This window comes from Pseudomonas sp. LBUM1640 (assembly GCF_059716225.1).
On sequence record NZ_CP166816.1, the window covers coordinates 1,117,398 to 1,143,001 of the forward strand.

Here is a 25,604-nt window from a genome sequence, read left to right on the forward strand (position 1 = left end):
GCAGGACCCATGGCAAACGTGCAAAGCGGCAAAATGATCGTCGGTCTCGATATCGGCACCTCCAAGGTGGTGGCGCTGGTCGGCGAGGTCGGGGAAGACGGTGTTATCGAAATCGTCGGTATCGGCACGCATCCGTCCCGGGGCCTGAAGAAGGGCGTGGTGGTGAACATCGAGTCCACCGTGCAATCGATCCAGCGCGCCATCGAAGAAGCCCAGCTGATGGCCGGCTGCCGGATTCACTCGGCGTTCGTCGGCGTGGCCGGCAACCATATCCGCAGCCTGAACTCCCACGGCATCGTGGCGATCCGCGACCGCGAAGTCAGCTCGGCAGACCTTGAGCGCGTACTCGACGCCGCCCAGGCCGTGGCGATCCCGGCTGACCAGCGTGTGCTGCACACCCTGCCGCAGGACTACGTGATCGACAACCAGGAAGGCGTGCGTGAGCCGCTGGGCATGTCGGGCGTACGTCTGGAAGCCAAGGTTCACGTGGTGACCTGCGCCGTCAACGCGGCACAGAACATTGAAAAATGCGTGCGTCGCTGCGGTCTGGAAATCGACGACATCATTCTCGAGCAGTTGGCTTCGGCCTACTCGGTTCTGACCGATGACGAAAAAGAGCTGGGCGTGTGCCTGGTGGACATTGGCGGTGGCACCACCGACATCGCGATCTTCACCGAAGGTGCGATCCGTCACACCGCCGTGATCCCGATTGCCGGCGACCAGGTCACCAACGACATCGCCATGGCGCTGCGTACACCGACCCAGTACGCCGAAGAAATCAAGATCCGTTACGCCTGCGCCCTGGCCAAACTGGCCGGTGCCGGTGAAACCATCAAGGTGCCAAGCGTGGGCGATCGCCCGCCGCGCGAGCTGTCGCGTCAGGCCCTGGCTGAAGTGGTCGAACCACGCTACGACGAGCTGTTCACCCTGATCCAGGCTGAACTGCGCCGCAGTGGCTACGAAGATCTGATCCCGGCCGGCATCGTGCTGACCGGTGGCACCTCGAAGATGGAAGGCGCGGTCGAACTGGCCGAGGAAATCTTCCACATGCCAGTCCGCCTGGGCGTGCCGCATGGCGTCAAAGGCCTGGGCGACGTGGTGCGCAACCCGATTTATTCCACCGGTGTGGGCTTGCTGTTGTACGGGCTGCAAAAGCAGACCGACGGCATTTCCCTGTCGGGCCCGAGCATCCGTGACAGCTACCGCAGCGACGACGAGGCCAAAGCGCCGTTGTTCGAGCGGCTGCAGGCTTGGGTAAAAGGCAATTTCTAAAGATTTACCGCGACACCGCAGCACCGCAACAAAGCAGTAGGCGAAAAAACTAGAGAAAATGAAAGGAGAGGGAACATGTTCGAACTCGTAGACAACATCCCCGCAAGCCCGGTTATCAAAGTAATCGGTGTCGGCGGTGGCGGCGGCAACGCTGTCAACCATATGGTCAAGAGCAACATTGAAGGCGTTGAATTCATCTGCGCCAACACTGATGCCCAGGCGCTGAAAAGCATCGGCGCGCGGACCATCCTGCAATTGGGCACAGCCGTGACCAAGGGCCTCGGCGCTGGCGCCAATCCGGAAGTCGGCCGTCAAGCCGCGCTGGAAGACCGCGAGCGTATTGCTGAAGTGCTGCAAGGCACCAACATGGTGTTCATCACCACTGGCATGGGCGGCGGCACCGGTACGGGTGCTGCACCGATCATTGCTGAAGTGGCCAAGGAAATGGGCATTCTGACGGTGGCTGTTGTGACCCGTCCGTTCCCGTTCGAAGGCCGCAAGCGCATGCAGATCGCCGACGAAGGCATCCGTCTGCTGTCTGAAAGCGTCGACTCGTTGATCACCATTCCCAACGAGAAGCTGCTGACCATCCTGGGCAAGGACGCAAGCCTGCTGTCCGCATTTGCCAAGGCAGACGATGTACTGGCCGGTGCCGTTCGCGGTATCTCCGACATCATCAAGCGCCCAGGCATGATCAACGTCGACTTTGCCGACGTACGTACTGTCATGAGCGAAATGGGCATGGCGATGATGGGCACTGGCTGCGCCAGCGGTCCGAACCGTGCACGTGAAGCCACCGAAGCAGCCATCCGCAACCCGTTGCTGGAAGACGTGAACCTGCAAGGCGCACGCGGCATCCTGGTGAACATCACCGCCGGTCCTGACCTGTCCCTGGGTGAGTACTCCGACGTGGGTAGCATCATCGAAGCCTTCGCTTCCGAGCACGCGATGGTCAAAGTCGGCACCGTTATCGACCCGGACATGCGTGATGAACTGCACGTGACCGTGGTAGCGACCGGCCTGGGCGCTAAAATCGAGAAGCCTGTGAAGGTCATCGACAATACCGTTCACACCGGCCACAACAGCCACGCCAGCCAGCAGGCTGCCGCTCCAGCGCCTTCGCGCCAGGAACTGCCGTCGGTGAACTACCGTGATCTGGACCGTCCGACCGTGATGCGCAACCAGGCTCAGGCCGGTGCTGCGGCGTCCCGTAGCCCGAATCCGCAAGATGATCTGGACTACCTGGACATCCCGGCATTCCTGCGTCGTCAGGCCGATTAATGGAATGTATCAGGGCTATGAAGGTGATTGGTGTTCAGCAAAGGTCTGGTCTGTTATTATCGCCAGCCTTTGTTGATACCAGTTCGCAATTTGCGCTGAAGCGGTCCAAGCCATGATTAAACAACGCACCCTGAAGAATATTATCCGTGCCACAGGTGTAGGTCTGCACTCCGGGGAGAAGGTATACCTGACCCTCAAGCCTGCACCTGTCGACACCGGCATCGTGTTTGTTCGTGCCGACCTGGACCCTGTGGTGCAGATTCCTGCTCGCGCGGAAAACGTTGGCGAAACCACGATGTCGACCACGTTGGTCAACGGTGACGTCAAAGTGGACACGGTGGAGCACTTGCTCTCGGCCATGGCTGGCCTGGGCATCGATAACGCCTACGTCGAGCTCTCCGCGTCCGAAGTCCCCATCATGGATGGCAGCGCTGGACCCTTCGTATTCTTGATTCAATCTGCCGGCCTGGAAGAACAGGACGCAGCCAAGAAGTTCATTCGCATTCTGCGGGAAGTGACAGTAGAAGACGGCGACAAGCGCGCCACCTTCGTCCCGTTCGAAGGCTTTAAAGTGAGCTTTGAGATCGATTTCGATCACCCGGTATTCCGTGACCGCACCCAAAGTGCAAGCGTGGATTTTTCCAGCACTTCGTTCGTAAAAGAAGTCAGCCGCGCCCGTACCTTTGGTTTCATGAGTGACATCGAGTACCTGCGCAAGCACAACCTCGCACTCGGCGGCAGCGTTGAAAACGCCATTGTGGTCGACGCGGATGGTGTACTGAACGAAGACGGCCTTCGCTACGAAGACGAATTTGTGAAGCACAAGATCCTCGATGCAATCGGTGACCTCTACCTGCTGGGCAATAGCCTGATAGGCGAGTTCAAAGGCTTCAAGTCGGGCCACGCCCTTAACAACCAGCTGCTGCGCAAGTTGATTGAGCAGACAGACGCTTGGGAAGTCGTGACCTTCGAAGATGCCAGCACCGCACCGATCTCTTACATGCGTCCCGTTGCGGCGGTGTAAGTAACAACTCTCTTTCTTTAGTTTTGAAAGGCCACCTTCGGGTGGCCTTTTTTTTGCGCGCCCGATCAGGCAGGTGGTCTATCAGGATACTTGTTGAAACCACTGACGGTTTATTTGTAGGAACTGATACCTCGCCGAGTCCCACAAACTCTACGTGAAGCCGTCGAATTTACGACATTTAAAAGTTGAACAACGATGGCGTTAACTTCACAGCTAAGGAACCTATAACTATCCAATGCGAGTGTAACGCCCATGAATAATGTCTCCGCAAACCCCGTATATCGCGCGCCTAACCAACAGCAAGCCAACGGCGGTGTTAATAACCAACAACCCCCACGGGCCTTGACGGCGCCTTATACGGCCAATATTTTCGGGGGCGAGGCAAAGTTTCAACCGATTCCCACCCTCACTTTCGTTCCGGCAACGTCTGCCACCATTGCGGCCAGGCTCACCCCGCTTCCTGGCGGGCCGAGCGTTGGTGTCAGCGCCACGGCGAGGTTTCAACCGGTGATCACCTTGCGTCCAAACGACGCCGGCGGCCTGAATGTCGCCGTGGAACCGAAGATGCAAATAGAGTTGAACGGTAATTTGAGTGCAGGCATTCCAAATATCTTGGGGACGGGGATTGGCGTCAGGGGCGGCGGCACCGTCTCCAAGTGGTTTACGTTCAGCGCTCCGGCGTTCAGCGTTAATGTGAACCCGAATGGCTCATTCAATCTGAACGCTAATCTCAATCCCACGCTGACTACAACCCAGCGTATTGGTCTGAATGGTGGTGTGCAGGGCAGCGTTTCATCTTCGGGATTTGGTGCGGGCGCGGGTGTGGACCAGAGCCATGTGCATCAAACACAGCAAGAGTTAAAAGTGGGTGGCCCGGGCGTTCAGTTCGCGATGGCGCCTCGTGGCAGGCCAACAATAACGACAAACTTCGATAACACGGTTTCCATCTCTAATAGTTATAGTTTCGTCCCCAGGACGTCTCTCAGCGCTAATGTTCAGGGCGGTCCCGTCACCTTTAATGGGGGGGTGGGTATTACACCGGGGGTTACCGTTAAATACAAAATGACATTCAGTACTGACTTCTCGAGCAAGATTCCTCCAAAAACTGAAGTGTCTGTAACACCAGGGGTAACGGTTGACGCTTCCTTCGGTGTTGGCGTGTCGCTGTTCCCTCGAGACTGGCCTGTCAGCCTTGAGGCATCAGTCGCTGCCCATCCTTATGTCGCGGCTTCAGCGGGGGGCAGTTATACGGTGTAAGTCAATACGCCCGGCTCTGCGGATGGGCGTGTTCTTTTCAGGACAGGGCGGCTGCATCCACAATCCGGTTTCGCCCAGTGTGCTTGGCCTCGTACAACGCCTGGTCCGCACTCAGCAGCACTGCCTCCAACGACATGCGGCTGCGTTTATTCCACGTACTCATGCCGATACTCACGGTAATCGGCCGCTCAGCACCGGCAACCCGTGGCAAGTACTCGACGCTGCTGCGGATGTGTTCGGCGATCACCCATGCACCCTTGGCGTCGGTATGCGGCAGCACCACCGCAAACTCCTCGCCGCCATAACGCGCTGCCAGATCAGCCGGGCGGCGGATGTTGTTGTCGATGACGTGGGCCACGGTGCGCAATGCTTCGTCGCCGCCGTGGTGGCCATGACGGTCGTTGAACGCCTTGAAGTGGTCCACGTCGATCATCAACAGCGTCAGCGGTTCGGTTGAGCGTTGGGCGCGGTCCCATTCCAGACGCAGGCGCTGGTCCAGGGCGCGGCGGTTGGCCAGTCCGGTCAGGGCATCGGTGGCTGCCAGTTCTGACAGCACTTGTTCGGCGCGGTGGCGGCGGCGCAACTCTTTGCTCAGCATCCAGCTCAGCCACAGCAAACCTATGCACAGCACCCCCGTTGCCAGGCTGATCAGCAGTGCCGCGCGCTTCCATTGGGCGAATATCTCATCGTTCGACAGGGCGACCGCCACAATCAGCGGTAAGTTGCCGACGGTAGAGAAGGTGTAGAGCCGCGCCTGATGGTCGACGCTGGAAACGCCACTGAAGCTGCCGTCTCGCTCCTTGAGCATGCGGCCCACGTTGGGACGTTGGCTCAAGTCCTTGTCGATCATGTCCAGTTCCAGCAGGGGATGTTGCGCCAGCAGGATGCCCTGCTGGTTGATCAGGTTGATGGTGCTGTTGCTGCCGATATTCAGGCTGCTGAACAGCTGGTGGAAGTACGACAGGCGCATGGAGGCCACCGCGACACCCTGAAAACGCCCGTCGGGCCCGGAAATACGCCGGCTGAATGCAATGCGCCACGGGTCGTCACACACGCACCGGGCTATGAACGGCCGGCTGATATACAGCCCGGCTTCGGGGTTTTTACGCTGCACCTGGAAATAGTCGCGGTCGGCGAAGTTGCCGGTCTTGGGCGTGAGCAAGGACGAGTCGGCGATTACCTCGCCATTCGCGTCGAGCAGCAAGATGTCGCCCTTGTACGGCGCGGCGGCGGAGCGGTCGAACAGTATCAGGTGGCGAATATCGGCGGAGACGCTGTGCAGGTCATTGCGCTCGGTGGCGGCGATCAGGCCCTTGAGGGCCATATCGTAAAGCTCAACGTTGCGCAGCACGTCGGCGTCGATCAGTTGGGTGATGTTGTTGGCGGTGCGCTTGGCGGTCTGTAGGGTAATGGCGTGTTCGCGAATCAGCAGCACCGCCACCATTGCCACGATCAGCAGGGCCGTGAGGGCGCTGCCCAGGATCAGCAAGCGTTCGGGGCGACGTGTAGGGCGGGAAAGGCTGGGGCTCATCGGGCGTACTTCTGCTTCGAGGATGCCCATAGCGTAGTACGTGTGCAGCGTTGCAGCAGGTCAGCGCGTGGCCGCTTCCACAATCCGGTTGCGCCCAGTGTGCTTGGCTTCGTACAGCGCTTGATCCGCCTGCAGCAACAACGCCTCGAGTGACAGGCGGCTGCGTTTGTCCCACGTGCTCATGCCAATACTCACGGTAACTGGCTGCTCAGCGCCGGCAACGCGCGGCAGGTGCTCGACACCGCTGCGGATATGCTCGGCGATCACCCAGGCGCCCTTGGCGTCGGTGTCCGGCAGCACCACCGCAAACTCTTCCCCGCCATAGCGCGCGGCCAAGTCGGCCGGGCGGCGGATGTTGCCACCGATCACCTGCGCGACTGTGCGCAATGCCTCGTCGCCGCCGTGATGGCCATGACGGTCGTTAAAGGCCTTGAAGTGGTCTACGTCGATCATCAACAGTGTCAGCGGCTCGGTCGAGCGCTGCGCGCGGTCCCATTCCAGGCGCAGGCGCTGGTCCAGGGTGCGGCGGTTGGCCAGGCCGGTGAGCGCATCCGTGGCGGCCAGTTCAGACAACACCTGTTCGGCGCGATAGCGGCGGCGCAGTTCGCGGCGCAACATCCAGGTCAGCCACAACAGGCCGATACACAGCACGCCGGTGGCGCCGCTGGTCAGCAACGCGGCACGTTGCCAGGGGGCGAACACGTTTTCGCTGGCCAGTGCCACCACCACAATCAACGGCAGCTCGCCGACCTTGGTGAACGTATACAAACGCTCTGTGCCAGAGAGGGCGGAAATCGCCTGGAAGCTGCCTTCGCCTTCGCGCAGTATGCGTTTGAAATTGGGCCGGTCGCTGAGGTCCTTATCAATCATGTCGCGCTCCAGCAGTGGCTGCTGGGCCAGAAGAATGCCACGGGTGTTCAGCAGGTTGACGGAGCTGCCGTTGCCGATGGTGAGGCGGTTGAACAGTTGATCGAAATACGCCAGGCGCATCGTCGCCACGGCCACGCCGGCAAACTCGCCGTCGGGCCCTGTTACTCGGCGACTGAATGCCATGCGCCACACTTGATCGCAATCGCAACGGATCTTGAACGGGCGGCTGATAAACAGCCCTGCCTGTGCATTCTGTTTATGCACCTGGAAATAGTCACGGTTGGCGAAATTGCGCGGCGTCGGCTGCAACGTCGAAGAATCGGCAACCACCGCACCACTGGCATCCAGCAATAGCACTTCGCCCTTGAAGGGCGCTGCGGTGGATTGATCAAACTGCACCATGTGCCGGATGTCCGGCGGCGTCTGCGTGAGGTCATTGCGCGTGGTGGCCGTGATCAAGCCCTGCAGCGCCAGGTCGTAGAGTTCGGCGTTACGCAGCACATCGGCATTGATCAATTGGGTGATATTGGTGGTCGAGCGCTTCGCCGCCTCCAGGGTGCTGGCGTGTTCGCGGGTCAGCAAGGCGGCGACGATAACCACGATCAGGATGACGGTGAGGCCACTGCCCAGAATCAGCAGAAGCTCCGAGCGGGCAGGTAAAGAAGGAGGGCGGAGTTGACTCATCGCGCAGGCTTCAACAGGGAAGATGCTGGCAGTTTAGTTCTACGCGATGAAAATTAAATCACTGGTTAAAAAAGAAAGGTCTGCGGGTTAGAACACGTTGATCGGGTAGTCCACGATCACCCGGTATTCGTCCACGTCCCGATCCACCGCCGCGTAGCCGTTGCCGCCGCGATTGGTGGCCCACTGCAGGCGCACAGCCAAATCCTTGGCCTTGCCGCCTTGCACCACGTACTTCAAATCGATATCGCGCTCCCAGTGTTTAGCGTCCTTGCCATCGGCGCTGTACCAGGCGCTGTAGCCACGACTGTTCGGGTCGACTTTGGTCAGGTCGGTCTTGCCGCTGATGTAGGACACGGCGGACGTCAGCCCCGGCATGCCGAGGCCGGCGAAGTCATAGGCGTACTTGAGTTTCCACGAGCGCTCGTTGGGGCCGTTGAAGTCCGAGTATTGCTGGGAGTTGTCCAGGTAGATGCTGTCGCCCTGGCTGATGTAGTCGAACGGCGTGTTGCCGTTGACCCGCTGGTAGGCGGCGGTGACGCTGTGGTTGCCCACGCCCACGGTGAAATGCAGGCTGTAGGTGTTGTTGTCGATATTACCCAGCAGCGACTGGCCGGTGTCCTGGGTGTGGTAGTAGTGCAGGCCCGGGTTGAGGCTGACCAGGTCGTTCAGCGCGTAGGTGTAGTCCAGGTCGTAGTAGTACTGGTGCCACACGTCTTTGAGTTCGGAGGCGTACAGGTTGCTGGTCAAGCCTGGGATGGCGCTGAACGACACACCGGCCCAGTTCAGGTGCTGGCTGTCGGCGTGGTCCGGCAGCGCGCCGTAGCTGGTGCCGATGCGCCGGTGGCCGCTCTGGTTGTAGAGCTTGGTGAAGCTGGCCTGGCCGCCTTCAAACATCCAGCCGTCGAAGCTGTGGTTGGTCAGGCTTACGCCACGGAAATCCTGCGGCAGCATGCGGGTCATGCCGCCGGCGATCACCGGGTTATTGAGGAACAGGTCGCCGGCTTTCAGCTCGGTGTCGAAGGCGCGCATTTTCAAGGTGCCGCCGGCGGTGGAGAACGAGCCGGGGGCTTTGCCGTTGCCGCTGCCATACGGCAGGATGCTGGAGCCGTCGGTGCCGCCGCCGCCATCGAGTTTGAGGCCGAGCATGGCGTTGAGGTCCAGGCCGAAGCCGACAGTGCCTTGGGTGTAGCCGGATTCGAAGGTGCCGAAGAAGCCTTGGCCCCATTCCTTGCTGTCATCGGTGTGAATGTCGCGACGGTCGCGGTTCATGTAGTAGTTGCGGGTGTTGATCTTGAGGCTTGCGCCTTCGACGAAACCGTCGGTGGGGGTGGTGTCTGCCGCGTGGGCGAGGGGGACAATCGTTGCTGCAATCGCGAGGAATAGCGGGGTGAACGTCAGCGAGTTCTTCACCGGTGGAGCTCCTTTGGTCAATCGTAAACGGCCAATGTCGTGGGGGTGTGCCTGGCCTTTTTTTTGCGGCAAAAAAAAGCCGCTGAAGTCAGCGGCTTTAAACAGATTCCCAGTGTAGAGCCCTGGAAATAAGTCGAGGGAAATTTGGGTGAGCGGGAAGCTGTGTTTGCCGTTGCGCTCATCGGTGCGTCAAATTAACGCAGGTGAGCGGTGTGATACAGAGTGTAACAAGATAATGACTGTTGCCCAAATCGCAACAGTCTTGGGGGCGTTGGGAGGGGGTTGCTCTTGATGGCGGTGTGTCAGCTGGCTACTTGGTTGGGGTGCATATCCGTTGCTGCGGTAACGGCTTCGTATGGTTCCGCTCTTACAGCGGGTCACTTTTGGCAAACGCCCGGAATGCCGGCCCAGCCAAAAGTAACCAAAAGGTCTTTGCCCCACCACTCGGTGCCTCGCCTAGGCTCGGCATGCCCGCACTCCGGCCCGTTTCCGCGGGTCGCCGCGATGGGCCATCCATGGCCCAGCGCGGCTAAACCGGCATCCCTGCCGGTTTACCCGCTCCACCGTGCCTACGTGCGGCCATCGTGGTTAACGGGGCCTGTCAGATCAAAATCAAGATCAAAAGCAAGAGCACGGCGGCCTAGTAGCCGACCTGAGTGGTAGAAGCAAAAGCAGATCAAGAACAGAGCAAAACAGATCTGCTTTTCTGTGGGAGCTGGCTTGCCTGCGATGCAGACACCTCGGTACATCAGGCATAACCAGTTGATGCCTTCGCAGGCAAGCCAGCTCCCACATTTGACCGAGTACACCCATCTACCTGATGTACTGAGCTCAAAATGTGGGAGCGGGCTTGCTCGCGAATGCGGTGAGCCATTCACCAATGCATAAACTGACACACCGCCATCGGGAGCAAGCCCCCTTCCCACAATTAGACCGAGAACAGCTTCAGTAAACAGGTCGGCTGCCAGGCCGCCTTGGCTTTGCTTTTGATTCAACCACTCAGGTCGGCTACTAGGCCGCCGTGCTGTAGATTTTGATCTTGATTTTGATCTTAGGCGCCCCGTCAACCACGCTGGCCGAACGCAGGCTTTGGAGCGGGGGTAAACCGGCAGGACGCCGGTTTAGCCGCGCTGGGCCAAGGATGGCCCATCGCGGCGGCCCCCGCTCCAAAGCCTGCGTGAGGGCACACCGAGCCGGAGGCGAGGTGCCGAGTGGTGGGGCAAGAGCCTTTTGGTTACTTTTGGGCTCTTTTCAAAAGTGACCCGCCGTAAGGGCGGAACCCATCTCAGCCGTTACCTAAACAACGGATATGTACCCAACACCTAAACCCCCACCTACACCGGCAACGTAATGCCAAACGTATTCCCCCCACCATCACTACGCACAAACACATCCCCGCCATGCATCAACGCAATCGCCTTCACAATCGCCAACCCCAACCCATGGTTCGCCCCACTGTTACTGCGCGACGCATCCACCCGATAAAACCGCTCAAACAGTCGCGGCAGATGCTCACTGGCAATCTCATCCCCAGGGTTAGTCACCCCAATCGCCACCTGATGCCCCTGCACCTCAATATTCACCTCAATAACCTGCCCAGCGGCGGTGTGCTGCACCGCATTACTCAGCAGATTAATCAACGCCCGACGCAAGTGAGCTTTCTCGATCTGCACCAAAGCGTCACCACGCACCCGCACCTGAACCTGGGCGTCTTCGAGGATGAAATCCAGGTAGTCGAGCGTGGTCGCCACCTCATCCGCCAGCGAGCTTTCGATCAGCTTGGTTGCCTTGCTGCCCTGATCAGCACTGGCCAGGAACAACATGTCATTGATGATCGAACGCAGCCGCTCCAACTCCTCAAGATTAGATTGCAGCACCTCAAAATAATGCTCGGCCGAACGCCCGCGCGTCAGCGCCACCTGGGTCTGGCCAATCAGGTTGGTCAGCGGCGAACGCAGCTCATGTGCCACGTCAGCATTGAATGACTCCAGGCGCGAATAAGCCTGCTCAACCCGATCCAGCGTGGAATTGAACGAATTGACGAACTGGCTCAATTCCGGCGGCAACGGCGACAGTTGCAAGCGCCCCGAGAGCTTGGGCGGTGCAAGCTTCTGCGCCTCGTCCGACAGTTTGCCCAGCGGCTTGAGGCCAATGCGCGACACCCAAAACCCCAACAGCGCCGCCAGCACCACACCGACAAACGCCAGGCTGACCAGGGCCACCAGCAGTTGGTGCTGGGTCGCGCGGAAGTTCTCGGTGTCGATGGCGATCATAAAGCGCAGTGGCGGGCGCTGTTCTTTCGCCGCGAACTGGCTCACCAACACCTTGAACGGGTATTCACGCCCCGGCAGACGCAAGTCGCGTTTACCGGTCGGCCCTGCGGCGAAGGCGCGGATCTGCGCATCCGGGTTGCCGTACTCGTAGTTCGGATCGCTGCTCACCACCCAGAAGCGGATGCGCTTGTCTTCCTCGCCGAGCAATTTCAGTTTGGCGGTGATTTTCGCCCAGTGGTCCGGCGTGCCGAAGCGGTTTACCGACGACTCCAACACGCTGTAGCGCGCATCCAGCTCGGCGCCGGGCAACAACCCCAAGCCCCGGTCCACTTGCTGGTACAGCGCGCCGCCGATCAACACGAAGATCAGCAGCGCCACCAGCGTGAACATGCCGCTCAGGCGCAGGGCGATGGAATTAGCCGACACTGCGGTTCTCCAGCACATAACCCATGCCGCGAATGGTGTGCAGCAGCTTGGTGTCGAACGGCCCGTCGAGCTTGGCGCGCAGGCGTTTGATCGCCACTTCGACGACGTTGGCGTCGCTGTCGAAATTGATGTCCCAGACCATCTCCGCAATCGCCGTCTTGGAGAGAATTTCACCCTGGCGCCGCGCCAACACGCTGAGCAGCGAGAACTCCTTGGCGGTCAGGTCCAGGCGCAGGCCGTTGCGGCTGGCCTTGCGGCTGATCAGGTCGATCCACAGGTCAGCCACGGTAACCTGCACCGGCTCATGCCCGCCGCTGCGACGGGTCAGCGCTTGCAGGCGCGCCACCAGTTCCAGGAACGAAAACGGTTTGCCCAGGTAATCGTCGGCGCCTTCGCGCAGGCCACGAATGCGGTCTTCCACGCGCTCGCGGGCCGTGAGCATGATCACCGGCGTTTGCTTGCGTGCACGCAGTGCGCGCAATACGCCGAAGCCGTCGAGGCCGGGCAGCATCACGTCGAGCACGATCACCGCGTAATCGTTCTCCAGCGCCAGGTGCAAACCCTCGACGCCTTCGCGCGCCACATCGACGGTATAGCCTTGTTCCGTCAGGCCGCGATGCAAGTAATCCGCGGTTTTTTCTTCATCTTCAATAATCAGGACGCGCATGAGCCTTTTTGCTCCAAGGCGGGGCCTCAGCCTCAGTGTGTGGTCGCCAGCGCCAGCGCTGGTTTGGGCCGGTGGAAAAACCGTTCAAGGTACAAGTATATGACCGGTGTGGTGAACAGCGTCAGCGCCTGGCTTACCAGCAGCCCGCCGACCACTGCGATGCCGAGCGGCTGGCGCAGTTCCGCCCCGGGGCCGGAGCCCAGCATCAGCGGCACCGCGCCGAGCAAGGCGGCGAGGGTGGTCATGATGATCGGCCGGAACCGTGTGACGCAGGCTTCATAAATCGCCTCTTCGGGCGGCAGCCCACGCACGCGCTGGGCCTCCAGGGCGAAGTCGATCATCAGGATGCCATTCTTCTTGACGATGCCGATCAACAGCACCAGGCCGATCAACGCCATGATCGAAAAGTCCTGGCCCAGCAGCCACAGCATGATCAGCGCACCCAGGCCCGCCGAGGGCAAGGTCGAGATGATCGTCAGCGGGTGCACGAAACTCTCATACAACACACCCAGGATAATGTAGACCGCCACCAGCGCCGCGAGGATCAGCCAGGGCTGGCTGGCCAACGAACTCTGGAACGCCTGGGCCGCGCCCTGGAAGGTGCCGATCATGGTCGCCGGCATGCCGATTTCGTTCTTGGCCTGGTTGAGCATGATCACGGCGTCGCCCAACGCCACGCCGGGCGCCAGGTTGAAGGACAGGTTGGCCGCCGGGAACATGCCGTCATGGCTGATCGACAATGGCCCCACGGTTGGCGGGTCGACCTTGGCCAGGGCCGACAGCGGCACCATCTCGTTGGTCAACGGCGAGCGCAGGTAGAAGTAGTTCAGGCTCTCGGCCTTGCCGCGCTGTTGGCTGTCGAGTTCCAGCACCACTTGGTACTGGTTGATCTCGGTCTGGAACTCGTTGATCTGGCGCTGGCCGAACGCGTCATACAGCGCCTGGTCGACGTCGGTGGCAGTCAGGCCGAAGCGCGCGGCGGCCTGGCGGTCGATGCTGATGTGGGTGATGCTGCCGCCCAGTTGCAGGTCGTTGGACAGGTCACGGAACGCCGGGTTGGCGCGCAGTTTTTCGGTGAGGCGTTGGGTCCAGGTATTCAGTGTCGGCCCGTCGTTGCTTTTGAGCACATATTGGTACTGGGCGCGGCTCGGGCCGGAGCTGAGGTTAATGTCCTGGCCCGCGCGCAGGTACAGCACGATGCCCGGCACCTTGGCCAGTTTGGGGCGGATGCGGTCGATGAACTGGCTGGCGGACACGTCGCGATCACCACGGTCTTTCAAGGCGATCCAGAAGCGGCCGTTGGCGATGGTCTGGTTGCTGCCGGTGACGCCCACTGAATGGGAAAACGCTGCCACTGCCGGGTCGGCCTTGACGATCTCGGCCAGGGCTTTGTGCTTGGCGACCATGTCCGGGTACGACACGTCGGCTGCCGCCTCGCTGGTGCCGAGCACAAAACCGGTGTCTTGCACCGGGAAAAAACCCTTGGGAATAAACACGTAGCCGACCACGGCCAGGGCCAGGGTGACCAGGAAGATCGCCACCATCGTGCGTTGATGGGCCAGCGCGCGGCGCAGGTTGCGTGCATACGCGGCGAGCAGGCGCTCACTGAAGCCGGGTTTGTCGTGGGCGTGATGGGTGGGCGCGCGCATGAACAGCGCGGCCAGGGTCGGCGCCAGTGTCAGCGAAACCACCACCGAAATCAGGATGGTCGAGGTCGCTGTCAGGGCAAACTCCTTGAACAGCCGCCCGACCACGCCGCCCATGAACAGCAGCGGGATAAACGCCGCCACCAGCGAGAAGCTGATGGACACCACGGTAAAGCCAATCTCGCCGGAACCCTTGATCGCCGCTTCGCGTTTATCGAGGCCCGCTTCCAGATGGCGGTGAATGTTCTCCACCACCACGATGGCGTCGTCCACCACAAAGCCCACGGCGATCACAATCGCCACCAGCGTCAGGTTGTTCAGGCTGAAACCCAGCACATACATCAGCGCGAAACTGGCGACCAGCGACACGCCGAGCACGCTGGACACAATCAGCGTCGCCGACAATTGCCGCAGGAACAGCGCCATCACCGCCACCACCAGCAAAATGGCGATCAGCAAGGTGACTTCCACTTCATGCAAGGACGCGCGAATGGTCTTGGTGCGGTCGGTCAACACGCTGACCTGCACCGAGGCCGGCAGCATGCCTTCCAGGCGCGGCAGTTCGGCTTGAATGCGGTCTACGGTCTCGACGATGTTGGCGCCGGGCTGGCGCGAAATCACCAGGTTGACCCCAGGCGTGTCGCCGGACCAGGCCTGCACGTAGGCGTTTTCCGAACCGTTGATAACTTTGGCGACGTCGCGCAGCTGAACCGGCGCGCCGTTCTTGTAGGAAACGATTAACTGGCCGTATTCATCCGGGTGAAACAGCTGGTCGTTGGTCGACAGGGTCGACACGCTGTTCTCGCCGTAGATCGCGCCCTTGGCCAGGTTCAAGCTCGATTGCTGGATCGCCACGCGCACGTCCGCCAGGGTCAGGCCGATGGCTGCAAGCTTGTCAGGTGAGGCCTGGACGCGAATCGCCGGGCGCTGTTGGCCGGTGATGTTGATCTGGCCGACGCCGTCGATCTGGCTGATCTGGCGGGCCAGCAGGGTTTCCACGTAGTCACTGAGTTCGGTGCTGGGCATGCTGTCCGAGCTGACACTGAGAATAAGCACCGGGCTGTCTGCCGGGTTGACCTTCTTCCAGGTCGGCAGGCTTGGCATATCGCTGGGCAACTTGCCGGACGCGGTGTTGATCGCCGCCTGCACTTCTTGCGCGGCGGTGTCGATGCTCTTGTTCAGGGTGAATTGCAGGGTCAGCAGGCTTGAGCCCAAGGCGCTGCTGGAGGTCATTTGGGTCATGCCGGGGATGGCACTGAATTGCACCTCCAACGGTGTTGCCACCGACGACGCCATGGTGTCCGGGCTGGCGCCGGGCAATTGCGCGGTGACCTGGATGGTCGGAAATTCCGCTTCCGGCAGTGGCGCAATGGCCAGGCGCGGGAAGGCAATGATGCCCAACAACACCAGGGCAAACGTCAGCAGCAGGGTGGCGACCGGGTGGTCGACGCACCAGGCGGACGGCGAACGGCTGCCGCTCATGGCTGCACCTTGGCGTCGACGGTCTGGATCACTTGCGGCGGCTCCTTGAGCACTTCTACCTGGGCACCGGCCTTGAGCCGCGACTGGCCATCACTGACCAGCACATCACCGGCTTGCACGCCCTTGATGATGTTCACGTCGCTGTCCTGGTAAGTGACTTGCACCGGCACAATCTCGACCTTGTCACCGTTTACGCGGTACACGAAATGCGAGTCGAGGCCGCGTTGTACCACCGTCGGCGGCACCACCAGGGCGTTCTTGTCGAGGGCGGTCTGGATCTTGATGGTCACCAGTTGGCCCGGCCACAGGCGCTGCGAGGCATTCTTGAACTCGGCCTTGGCGCGTAGCGTGCCGGTGGTGGAGCTGATCTGGTTGTCGATCAGGCTCAAGTGGCCTTCACCGAGCAAGTCGCCGGTCTGGCCGTCGGTGTCGGCGCCCAGGTAGGCATCGACGCTGGCCTGGGTCGGCGAGGCAATCAGGCCTTGCAGGGTCGGCAGCATCTGTTGCGGCAGGGAGAACTCGACGGCAATCGGGTCGATCTGGGTGACCGAGAACAAGCCCTGGGTATCACTCATGCGCAGGAAGTTGCCTTCATCCACGGTGCGAATGCCGACGCGGCCTGTGACCGGAGAGCGAATCTGGGTGTAGGAAAGCTGTACCTGGGCCGAGTCGATGGCGGCCTGATTGCCTTGCGCCGTGGCTTTGAGTTGGTTGACCAGGGCTTGTTGCTGGTCATAAGTCTGCTTCGACACGCCGTCGTCGATGCTCAATTCCTTGTAGCGCTTGAGGTTGACCAGTGCCACTTGCAGCTGCGCCTGGCTTTCCCCCAGTTGCGCCTTGGCCTGGTCGAGGCTGGCGCGGATCGAGCGGTCATCGATGGTGGCGAGCAGGTCGCCGGTTTTGACCAACTGGCCTTCCTTGACCAGCAATTTGGTGAGGATGCCGTCGATTTGCGGGCGGATCACAACGCTGTGCAACGACAGCACCGAGCCGATCCCGCTGACAAAGCGGGGGATGTCCTGTTGCACGACGCTCACGACCCGGACCGGGATGGCGGTGGGCGCCGCCAGTTTGGTCTTGGCGGGCCGGGTCAGGGCCCAGGCTGCAATCGCCACTACCACGAGGACACCCACGATCAGGGCGGTTTTTCGTTGAATGTGCATGGAGGTGGGGCGCCGGGGCAAAGGGTTGGGAGAATGAAAGGTCTTTATAGCCCGCCAATCCGGTCAGCACGGTGACTGCTAACTGACAGCGCTGTCAGTAAAGTCCTGCCATTCGTACCGGCGGTGGTTAAAGATCCGAAGCGCGCAGGTATACTGCGCGCCAGTGTGGCCCGCAAGCCGGCCCCGCCTCATTTTCTGCACGCTCCGGAGCTTCCATGACTTCCCCGACACAACCCCCTGTTGAAGCGGCCGACCTCGTCGATCCGGCCGACGCTCAAAGCGTTGAAAAAGCCTCAATCGCGGCGTTCAAGTTTCCGTTCAAGCCGGGTGAGTTGGCTGGGGCCAAGAATGCCGCCCAGCCTTGGTACAAAAATGGTGCCAAAAACGGCCATACCAAGTCCCCAGGCATGGCCCCGCCGGGTACTCGCCGTTCGATGGGTAAACGCTGAGAGTAATGACGCGCAGACTGTGGCGGCTTTTGCCTACAGGGTCTGCTGACCTGTCTGATTGAAGGCCCGTGACCGTTTCTTGAAAGCTTGTGCAGCCTCTGCTCCGCCTCGATTGTTCCAACCGGGGCTGGGTGTAGTGAGGCTGGTCTTTCCAGAAAAGGACGTCCCCTGTGGATTTCATCCGGGTTTTTGTTGTGCCTGCCTTATTGCCTTTGGCCGCTGTTTTCTGCTCCGCTGCGACGGGTGATGAACCCCGGCGCGATATTCGCTTCGCTGTCGTCGCCCAATACCCGCCCTTTCAAAGTCGCGATCAGCAAGGTCAACTGGTGGGGTTGAATATTGAGTTGGGCAATGCCCTTTGCCAACAGCTCAACACGCGTTGTACCTGGGTTGATCAGGTTCTTGTCGAAAGTTTTCAAGCCCTCGAGGCTCGTCGGTTCGATGCGATCATGGGCATAGCCCCCACCTCAAGACGGCGCCAATGGGTGAGCTTTACCGACAATCTTTATCCGTTCATCACGCGGCTCGTGGCGCACAAGGCATCAGGCTTGATGCCTACCGTAGCGGCGCTGCGAGGCAAGCGTGTCGGCGTGCTGCTGGGCAGTAACCGTGAAGCCTTTGCTCGATCAAAGTGGGCGCCGGCGGGCGTCGTCGTCAAGAGTTTCTGGCTCAATGACGAAATGGTTCGCAGCCTGGTGGCCGGGCATATCGATGCGACGCTGCAAGGCACTGTGGAAATGCGCAAGACACTGCTCGACACCCCGGCCGGCCAGGATTTCGACTTCCTTGGCCCCGCCGTTTCGGCCGAACTGCTGGGCGACGGCGTGGCCATTGCGGTGCGCAAGCCGGATATCGCTTTGCGCAATGATCTCAACCACGCGTTGGAACGGCTGAGGCAGAGCGGCGAATACCAGCGAATCCTTCAGCCTTACAAACTGGATGCACCGCTTGCCAGTCCATGATGGCCGATTAATTGCTCGGAACATGCGCTGGATCAGTATTGGCCCCATCGGTGCGCTTAGGGTCGACGCCCTGCCGACTCCTCCAATAATGACGAGCGCGCTTCTCCATGAAGATCAATCTGCCGGTTACCGGTCCAGATGTGGACTTTGCTCCTGACGCCAATAGCTTCTCGACCACCGACCTGGCCAGCGCGATTACCTATGCCAACCGGGACTTTATCGACGTTTGCGGCTATAGCTGCGATGAATTGCTTGGCTGGCATCAGCCGGCGCTAGAGCCAAAAGCCGTCTACTATCACATTTGGGAATTTTCCTACTTAATAAACAGGCGTGTCGTAGTTAAAGACCAGTTAGTGCTTGTTAAAACGCTGTGGGCGTTTGGGCCATGAGTGATTGAGCCCGAATGCCTCACATCACTTTTGCACAGGACAGGTTTATGACTAAGGCAATAAGAATGTTGACGCTTGCTTTGATGATGTTCGCAGGCAGTGGGTGTGCCGTTTCCCCGCCTCCCGCCAACCCATGGAGCGAAATTCGGTTTGGGGTCGAGGCGGATGTGCCGCCATTTGAATACCGCAATGCGCAGGGCCAGCTGGCGGGGTTGGATATAGAGCTGGGTAACGCGCTGTGTGCTGAACTCAACGCGCGTTGCGTGTGGGTCGATCAGCCTTATGCAACCAATATTGCGGCGCTCCAGGCCAAGCACTTCGACGCGATCATGCCGATGACCGCGACGCCGCCCCGGCGTGAAATAGTCGACTTTACCGACCCACTGTATGCCCTTGAAAGCCGGTTGGTCGCCGCCGTGGGTTCCAACCTGCTGCCAGAACCCAACGCGCTCAGGGGCAAACGCGTGGGCGTATTGACGGGCACCAGCCGGGCCGCCTATGCCATGGCGCGGTGGGCACCGCAAGGGGTGCAGGTACGTAGCTTCAACCTCAATGCCGAATTGATCAAAAGCTTGCTGGCCGGGGAGTTGGACGCGACCTTGCAAGACACCATTGAGATTCGCGAGGCGTTGCTGAACACCCCTCAGGGCAGAGCATTTGCCTTTGCCGGACCGGCGATCAAGGATGAGTTGTTGGGCAGCGGCCCCGCCATCGCTACGCGCAAAACCGACCCTGAATTGACGGCGGCGCTGAACAAAGCGCTGCAGCGTCTGAAAGACAATGGCAAGTACGCGGCCATTACCCAGCCTTATCTGGCCCCGGTATCAGGCAAGCCTGAAGCGGCCAAGATGATATTCACCCCGGCAGACGGTGGTTTGCCATTTTCGGAAACCGTACGAGTAGAAGGGCAAACCCTCTACGTTTCAGGGCTGCTGGGGCTGGATAAAAACGGCAAGCTGGTACGCGGCGGCATTAGTGCAGAAACCGCGCAGGCGCTGGAGACCCTGCGCAACACGCTGAAGAAAAACGGCGTGGGCATGGACAGGGTGGCCAAATGCATGGTGATTCTTGCCGACATCAAGGAGTTTGCCGCGATGAACAAAGTCTATGCCAGCTACTTCCAAGCCGACCGCCTTCCTACGCGCACGACCTTCGCCGGCAAGCTGTTAGCCAATGCTCGGATCGAAATCGAGTGCGTGGCCATTCCTTAAGCCCGCGCGCCTAAGAGGCCCGCAATGAAATAAACACGTAGTTGGCCGGCACCTGGGTTGCGATCTGGGCGCCGGCATCCAGCAGTTGTTCGGCGATGTCCATGCCGGACACATGAAACACCCACTCATTGGCCGCGCGCGGCTGATCAATGGCCAACTCGATCGCCTGGGCAAAAGCGTTCATATCCGGCAAGTACGCGGTAAACCCATCGCCTTTGAGCGCGGTGGTGCGAATGCCCAGCAAGGCGCACACCGCCTCTTTGGTCTGCACGTCATCGCGGTCGGCCTGGCGCGAGCGGCGGATCAATTCTGCCAATTCCTGGTCCATCAACTCGCCACCGACGATCAACGCCGGGCCTTGCTCCCAGGACTCCGGCGGGCAGTCTTTGGCCGCTGGGTTCAGTGGGATATGTGGGTTGATTTCCATCGGATAGATGCGACACACCAGCGGGCGACGCTCGTAAATGCCGCAACGGTTGTCTTCGTCAAGATTCCGGCAGCGCCCGGCGTTGTAAGCGGCAAAGGTAATTGCCACAAATGCTTCGGTGCTGCCGCTTGGCACCACGACCGAGCGGCGTTCGGCGTGTTCGCGTTGTTGCACGGGCAAGCCCAGGCCGTTGCCGAGGAACCCCTCCACCAGAACGATGACGTTACCGCCGTCAGCCGCCCACTGCCGGGCCTCTTCGAGGGTCAGGGGCACATGATGGTCGGTGCAGCATTTGCCGCAACCCACGCAGGAAAAGTGAGTGTTCATGGAGGATCTGTCACCAGGCAAGGTCAGAGGGTACTCTTGAACAGTGACGGGTTTTTGCCTCTATGCACTGTCCAGGTTCTTGCAAAGCAAGTTATGCGCCAGTGCCTGTCAGTCCTCGGGCACCACATCGCGCAGCACAAACACCATGCCGGCGCTTTCATACAGTTGCCGGGCGCGCAGGTTGCTCTCGCGCACCTTGAGGTCCACGTAGGGTTCGCCGCGTTGCTTGAACACCTCAAAGGTGTGCAGCAACAAGGCGCGGCCCAGCCCCTGGCCTTGGGCGCACGGGTGTATGGAGAGGTTTTTGATAAACGCGCTGGTCCAGCATTGGGCCACGCCGAGGATGCCGTCGCCGTTACTGGCCACCAGGCACAGCGTGGGGTCGAACTCGGCATCCGTGATGAACTGGTGTTGCCATTGCTCCAGGCTGGCGACGCGGCCACCGCCTTGATCCTGGGCCATGCGCAACACGGCATGAATCGCTGGTGCCAGCTCCGCGCGGTAATGATCCAGCCGCGTACCCGCCGGCCACTGCGGCGCGGGCAGGCTGGCGGTGAGGTCGCGGCGCAGCAGTTGGAAGTATTCCGCCACCGGCTACAGGCCCTTTTGCGCCACGGTTTGCGCAGCGATGACCAGACATTTGGTCAGTTCGGGCGAGGAGAACTTGGTGAGCACCGAATCGGCACCGGCCAGGCGCGCCTTTTCGCTGTTCATCGCGCTGTCCAGGGAGGTGTGCAACAGCACGTAAAGTTCCTGGAAGTCCGGGGTTTCGCGCAGCGTGCGGGTGAGGGCGTAACCGTCCATTTCGGACATTTCGATGTCCGAGACCAGCACGTTGATCTGCTGGGCCGTGCCTTGCAGCTCCAGCAGCACGTCGATGGCTTCCTTGGCACTGCGCGCGGTATGGCAGGTCAGGCCGAGATTGCGCAGGGTGTGCACCGACTGCTGCAGGGCGACCTGGCTGTCATCCACCACCAGAATCCGCGCATTACCGAGTACTTCGGCCTCTTCCATGGTCAGGTCGGTCGGCGCCGCTTCAACCGGCGCCGGGGCGATGCCGTGGATGACCTTTTCGATATCCAGCACCTGCACCAGCCCGCCTTCGACCTGGGTGACCCCGGTGATGAACGAGCGATTACCGCCGGAGCCATACGGCGGCGGGCGGATATCGGTGGTCAGGCAGTGCACGATCTTGCTCACCGCCTGCACATGCAGGCCCTGCTTGGAGCGGCTGACGTCGGTGACGATCAGGCAGCCGCCATTCGGGTCTTGCAGGGGCATTTCGCCCAGGGCACGGCTCAGGTCGATCACCGACAGCGACGCACCGCGCAGCGTGGCGATGCCTTTGACGTGTGGGTGGGACTCCGGCAGCTTGGTCAGCGGCGGGCAGGGGATGATTTCACTGACTTTCAGCAGGTTGATGGCCATCAGCTTGCCGCTGCGCAAGGTAAAGAGCAGAAGCGAAAGTGAATCTGCGCGGGCTTTGGTGGTGGACATAAAAACCTTCTGTGGATCAGGGAAGACGATCTTCTATGGAAGGTTATCGACTTCACACGGCCAGGCTTTAACCGTATTTATGTGGGAGCGGGCTTGCTCGCGAAGACAGTGTGTCAGGCACTGAATGTTTAGACTGACCCATCGCCTTCGCGAGCAAGCCCGCTCCCACAGGGGGAATGCGTCAGCCCTTCCAGACCTGTGGGTTCACCAAGTCCTGCGGGCGCTGGCCCAGCAAGGCGCTGCGCAGGTTGTCCAGGGCGCGATTGGCCATGGCTTCGCGGGTTTCATGGGTGGCCGAGCCGATGTGCGGCAAGGTCACCGCGTTGCTCAGTTGGAACAACGGCGATTCCGCCAGCGGTTCCTGCTCATACACATCCAGCCCGGCACCGCGGATTTTCTGGGTTTGCAGGGCTTCGATCAACGCCGGCTCGTCTACCACCGGGCCACGGGAAATGTTGATCAGGGTCGCGCTGGATTTCATCAGGCCCAGTTCGCGGGTGCTGATCAGGTGGCGGGTCTTGTCGCTCAACGGCACCACCAGGCACACGAAGTCCGCCTCGGCCAACAACTGGTCCAGGCTGCGGAACTGCGCGCCCAGCTCCTGCTCAAGTTGCGTCTTGCGGCTGTTGCCGCTGTACAGGATCGGCATGCTGAAACCCAGGCGCCCGCGACGGGCGATGGCTGCACCGATGTTGCCCATGCCGACGATGCCGAGGGTTTTGCCGTGTACATCGCAACCGAACAACGGCGCGCCGACGCTGGCTTTCCACTGGCCGGCCTTGGTCCATGCATCGAGTTCGGCCACGCGGCGTGCGCTGCTCATCAGCAGGGCGAACGCCAGGTCGGCGGTGCTTTCGGTGAGTACGTCGGGGGTGTTGGTGAGCATGATCCCGCGCTCGTTGAAGTACGGCACGTCGTAGTTGTCGTAGCCCACCGACACGCTGGAGACCACTTCCAGTTTGCTCGCGCGTTCGAGCTGCGCGCGGCCCAACTTGCGGCCTACGCCGATCAAACCGTGGGCGTGGGGCAGGGCTTCGTTGAATTGCGCGTTGATGTCGCCCAGCTTGGGGTTGGGGGCGATCACCTCGAAGTCCTGTTGCAGGCGTTCGATCATCTCGGGGGTGACGCGGCTGAAGGCAAGGACGGTCTTTTTCATTGCAGGCGGGCTCATCGACTACGGGAGAATACTAAGCACGCTAACATTCCTGGGGGGGATTGTCAGGTTGGGGCCGAGGGTGGTGTCTTGGTCGGGGTACATATCCGTTGCTGCGGTAACGGCCACCTATGGTTTCGCTCTTACAGCGAGTCACTTTTGGCAAACGCCCCAAAAGTAACCAAAAGGTCTTTGCCCCACCACTCGGTGCCTCGCTAAGGCTCGGCATGCCCTCACTCCGGCTTGAATCCGTGGGCCGCCGCGATGGGCCATCCTTGGCCCAGCGCGGCTAACCCGGCGTCCTGCCGGGTTACCCACGGATTCAAGCCTGCGTGCGGCCATCGTGGTTAATGGGGCCTGTCAGATCAAGATCAAAATCTACAGCACGGCGGCCTAGTAGCCGACCTGAGTGGTTGAAGCAAAAGCAGGGCAAAAACAGGGCAAGAGCAGATCTGCTTTTCTGTGGGAGCTGGCTTGCCTGCGATGCAGACACCTCGGTACATCAGGTACACCGAGTTGATGCCATCGCAGGCAAGCCAGCTCCCACCTTTGACCGAGTACACACATCTACCTGATGTACTGAGCTCAAAATGTGGGAGCGGGCTTGCTCGCGAATGCGGTGGGCCAGTTACAAATAAGCTGACTGACACACCGCATTCGCGAGCAAGCCCGCTCCCACAATTAGACCGAGAACAGCTTCAGTAAACAGGTCGGCTGTCAGGCCGCCTCGCTTTCGCTTTTGATCTAACCACTCAGGTCGGCTACTAGGCCGCCGTGCTCTTGCTTTTGATCTTGATTTTGATCTTAGGCGCCCCGTTAACCACGCTGGCCGAACGCAGGCTTTGGAGCGGGGGTAAACCGGCAGGACGCCGGTTTAGCCGCGCTGGGCCAAGGATGGCCCATCGCGGCGGCCCCCGCTCCAAAGCCTGCGTGAGGGCACACCGAGCCTAGGCGAGGTGCCGAGTGGTGGGGCAAGAGCCCTTTTGGTTACTTTTGGGGCTCTTTTCCAAAAGTGACCCGCTGTAAGAGCGGAACCAATCTCAGCCATCACCCAAATAACGGATATGTACTCAACCCACCCGCCACCCAGCATCCCAACTCAGTTAGCCAACCGCGCCCCACTAAGGCTGCCACTCAACTCATAAGCCACCAACTCCGCCTGATGCGCCGCCAAAATCTCCGGCAACGACCCGCGCAAGTATTCGACCCACGTCTTGATCTTCGCATCCAGGTACTGGCGCGACGGGTAGATGGCGTACAGGTTCAGCTCCTGCGAACGATAGGTCGGCATCACCCGCACCAACGTGCCGTTACGCAACCCCTCGATAGCCGCATACACCGGCAACAGACCGACACCCATGCCACTGGTGATCGCCGTTTTCATCGCATCCGCCGAATTGACCAGAAACGGCGACGTATTGATCGCCACACTTTCCTGGCCTTCAGGCCCGTTGAAGGTCCACTTATCCAGCTGGATCACCGGGCTCACCAAACGCAGGCAGGCGTGGTTAAGCAAATCCTGGGGCCGCTGCGCGCAGCCCTTGGCCTTGACGTAATCCGGCGAAGCACACGCGATGCTGTAAGTAATGCCCAAACGCTGCGACACGAACCCCGAGTCCGGCAGTTCACTGGCCAGCACGATGGACACGTCGTAGCCCTCGTCGAGCAGGTCCGGCACGCGGTTGGCCAGGGTCAGGTCGAAGGTCACGTCGGGGTGGGTACGGCGGTAACGGGCAATCGCGTCGATCACGAAGTGCTGGCCGATGCCGGTCATGGTGTGCACTTTCAACTGCCCGGCCGGACGGGCGTGGGCGTCGCTGGCTTCGGCCTCGGCTTCCTCGACGTAGGCGAGGATCTGCTCGCAGCGCAGCAAATAACGTTTACCGGCCTCGGTCAGCGCGATGCGGCGAGTGGTGCGGTTGAGCAAGCGGGTTTGCAGATGGGCCTCAAGGTTGGAGACCGCGCGCGAGACGTTCGCAGTGGTGGTGTCCAGTTGCACGGCGGCGGCGGTGAAGCTGCCGGCTTCGGCCACGCAACTGAAGGCGCGCATGTTTTGCAAAGTGTCCATGGAGTGTTCTCAGGGGAGATAGCAAATTGTGACAGAAAGTTACGCCGTCCAGTGATCCCTACCAACGGATTATCGCCTGAACGGTAACAAAGATTCACAGGAATGCCAGCTTATCGTCCTCCATTGCGCCCCCTA

Annotated in this window: 19 protein-coding genes and 1 pseudogene; 8 read left to right on the forward strand and 12 right to left on the reverse strand. The window is 60.5% G+C overall.

The features are described 5' to 3' along the window. Positions 1 to 9: 9 nt before the first annotated feature. The 4 genes from ftsA to ACA065_RS05015 all read left to right on the forward strand — a co-directional run bounded on the left by ftsA (position 10) and on the right by ACA065_RS05015 (position 4,834). On the forward strand, positions 10 to 1,272 hold the full coding sequence (gene ftsA / locus ACA065_RS05000) for a cell division protein FtsA (protein WP_110623104.1): 1,263 nt from the start codon (positions 10 to 12) through the stop codon (positions 1,270 to 1,272). Positions 1,273 to 1,347: 75 nt separating this feature from the next. Next, a complete protein-coding gene (gene ftsZ / locus ACA065_RS05005; protein ID WP_448652884.1) occupies positions 1,348 to 2,553 on the forward strand; it encodes a cell division protein FtsZ in 1,206 nt (401 codons plus the stop codon). Positions 2,554 to 2,665: 112 nt separating this feature from the next. Beyond that, positions 2,666 to 3,577 (forward strand): UDP-3-O-acyl-N-acetylglucosamine deacetylase, encoded by a 912-nt coding sequence (gene lpxC / locus ACA065_RS05010; protein WP_003171886.1) that lies wholly within the window; start codon positions 2,666 to 2,668, stop codon positions 3,575 to 3,577. Between the two features lie 252 nt (positions 3,578 to 3,829). After that, on the forward strand, positions 3,830 to 4,834 hold the full coding sequence (locus tag ACA065_RS05015; protein WP_497693553.1) for a hypothetical protein: 1,005 nt from the start codon (positions 3,830 to 3,832) through the stop codon (positions 4,832 to 4,834). 37 nt (positions 4,835 to 4,871) lie between these two features. Here the strand turns inward: ACA065_RS05015 and ACA065_RS05020 are convergent, their stop codons facing one another. The 7 genes from ACA065_RS05020 to ACA065_RS05050 all read right to left on the reverse strand — a co-directional run bounded on the left by ACA065_RS05020 (position 4,872) and on the right by ACA065_RS05050 (position 16,986). Then, the gene (locus ACA065_RS05020; RefSeq protein ID WP_497693554.1) at positions 4,872 to 6,365 is read right to left on the reverse strand and encodes a diguanylate cyclase; all 1,494 of its coding nucleotides are present in this window, start codon (positions 6,363 to 6,365) and stop codon (positions 4,872 to 4,874) included. A gap of 60 nt (positions 6,366 to 6,425) precedes the next feature. Next, complete coding sequence (locus tag ACA065_RS05025; protein WP_497693555.1) at positions 6,426 to 7,919, reverse strand: diguanylate cyclase; 1,494 nt, start codon at positions 7,917 to 7,919, stop codon at positions 6,426 to 6,428. Positions 7,920 to 8,006: 87 nt separating this feature from the next. Continuing rightward, the gene (locus ACA065_RS05030) at positions 8,007 to 9,329 is read right to left on the reverse strand and encodes an OprD family porin (RefSeq protein WP_497693556.1); all 1,323 of its coding nucleotides are present in this window, start codon (positions 9,327 to 9,329) and stop codon (positions 8,007 to 8,009) included. A 1,334-nt stretch (positions 9,330 to 10,663) separates the two neighbouring features. Continuing rightward, positions 10,664 to 12,028, reverse strand: coding sequence for a heavy metal sensor histidine kinase (locus ACA065_RS05035; RefSeq protein WP_497693557.1), 1,365 nt, complete (start codon positions 12,026 to 12,028; stop codon positions 10,664 to 10,666). Further along, positions 12,018 to 12,695, reverse strand: coding sequence for a heavy metal response regulator transcription factor (locus ACA065_RS05040; RefSeq protein WP_065900845.1), 678 nt, complete (start codon positions 12,693 to 12,695; stop codon positions 12,018 to 12,020). Before ACA065_RS05040 ends, ACA065_RS05035 begins: the two co-directional genes overlap by 11 nt. Before the next feature lie 32 nt (positions 12,696 to 12,727). Continuing rightward, positions 12,728 to 15,823 (reverse strand): multidrug efflux RND transporter permease subunit, encoded by a 3,096-nt coding sequence (locus tag ACA065_RS05045; RefSeq protein WP_497693558.1) that lies wholly within the window; start codon positions 15,821 to 15,823, stop codon positions 12,728 to 12,730. Continuing rightward, positions 15,820 to 16,986, reverse strand: a complete 1,167-nt coding sequence (locus ACA065_RS05050; protein ID WP_497693559.1) for an efflux RND transporter periplasmic adaptor subunit — start codon at positions 16,984 to 16,986, stop codon at positions 15,820 to 15,822. The genes ACA065_RS05045 and ACA065_RS05050 overlap by 4 nt, the downstream gene beginning before the upstream one ends. Positions 16,987 to 17,201: 215 nt before the next feature. Here ACA065_RS05050 and ACA065_RS05055 point away from each other — a divergent pair, with 215 nt between their 5' ends. The 4 genes and pseudogenes from ACA065_RS05055 to ACA065_RS05070 all read left to right on the forward strand — a co-directional run bounded on the left by ACA065_RS05055 (position 17,202) and on the right by ACA065_RS05070 (position 19,997). Then, positions 17,202 to 17,435 (forward strand): hypothetical protein, encoded by a 234-nt coding sequence (locus ACA065_RS05055; protein ID WP_497693560.1) that lies wholly within the window; start codon positions 17,202 to 17,204, stop codon positions 17,433 to 17,435. A 170-nt stretch (positions 17,436 to 17,605) separates the two neighbouring features. Further along, positions 17,606 to 18,397: a transporter substrate-binding domain-containing protein gene (locus ACA065_RS05060; RefSeq protein WP_497693561.1), complete on the forward strand. Its 792-nt coding sequence runs from the start codon at positions 17,606 to 17,608 to the stop codon at positions 18,395 to 18,397. A gap of 107 nt (positions 18,398 to 18,504) precedes the next feature. Then, a pseudogene (locus tag ACA065_RS05065) lies at positions 18,505 to 18,705 on the forward strand (methyl-accepting chemotaxis protein); the annotation flags it as partial. Between the two features lie 146 nt (positions 18,706 to 18,851). Further along, the gene (locus ACA065_RS05070) at positions 18,852 to 19,997 is read left to right on the forward strand and encodes a transporter substrate-binding domain-containing protein (RefSeq protein ID WP_497693562.1); all 1,146 of its coding nucleotides are present in this window, start codon (positions 18,852 to 18,854) and stop codon (positions 19,995 to 19,997) included. A 10-nt stretch (positions 19,998 to 20,007) separates the two neighbouring features. Here ACA065_RS05070 and ACA065_RS05075 read toward each other — a convergent pair whose 3' ends face one another. From ACA065_RS05075 to ACA065_RS05095, 5 genes are all read right to left on the reverse strand, one after another. Continuing rightward, positions 20,008 to 20,751, reverse strand: coding sequence for a YkgJ family cysteine cluster protein (locus tag ACA065_RS05075; protein ID WP_497693563.1), 744 nt, complete (start codon positions 20,749 to 20,751; stop codon positions 20,008 to 20,010). A gap of 108 nt (positions 20,752 to 20,859) precedes the next feature. Further along, positions 20,860 to 21,342, reverse strand: a complete 483-nt coding sequence (locus ACA065_RS05080) for a GNAT family N-acetyltransferase (protein WP_497693564.1) — start codon at positions 21,340 to 21,342, stop codon at positions 20,860 to 20,862. Positions 21,343 to 21,345: 3 nt separating this feature from the next. Further along, the gene (locus ACA065_RS05085; protein ID WP_497693565.1) at positions 21,346 to 22,248 is read right to left on the reverse strand and encodes a chemotaxis protein CheV; all 903 of its coding nucleotides are present in this window, start codon (positions 22,246 to 22,248) and stop codon (positions 21,346 to 21,348) included. Between the two features lie 181 nt (positions 22,249 to 22,429). Next, entirely contained in the window at positions 22,430 to 23,404 is a 975-nt protein-coding gene (locus tag ACA065_RS05090; protein WP_497693566.1) for a 2-hydroxyacid dehydrogenase, read from the reverse strand. Positions 23,405 to 24,500: 1,096 nt separating this feature from the next. After that, positions 24,501 to 25,469: a LysR family transcriptional regulator gene (locus ACA065_RS05095; protein ID WP_053254489.1), complete on the reverse strand. Its 969-nt coding sequence runs from the start codon at positions 25,467 to 25,469 to the stop codon at positions 24,501 to 24,503. Between the last annotated feature and the right edge of the window lie 135 nt (positions 25,470 to 25,604).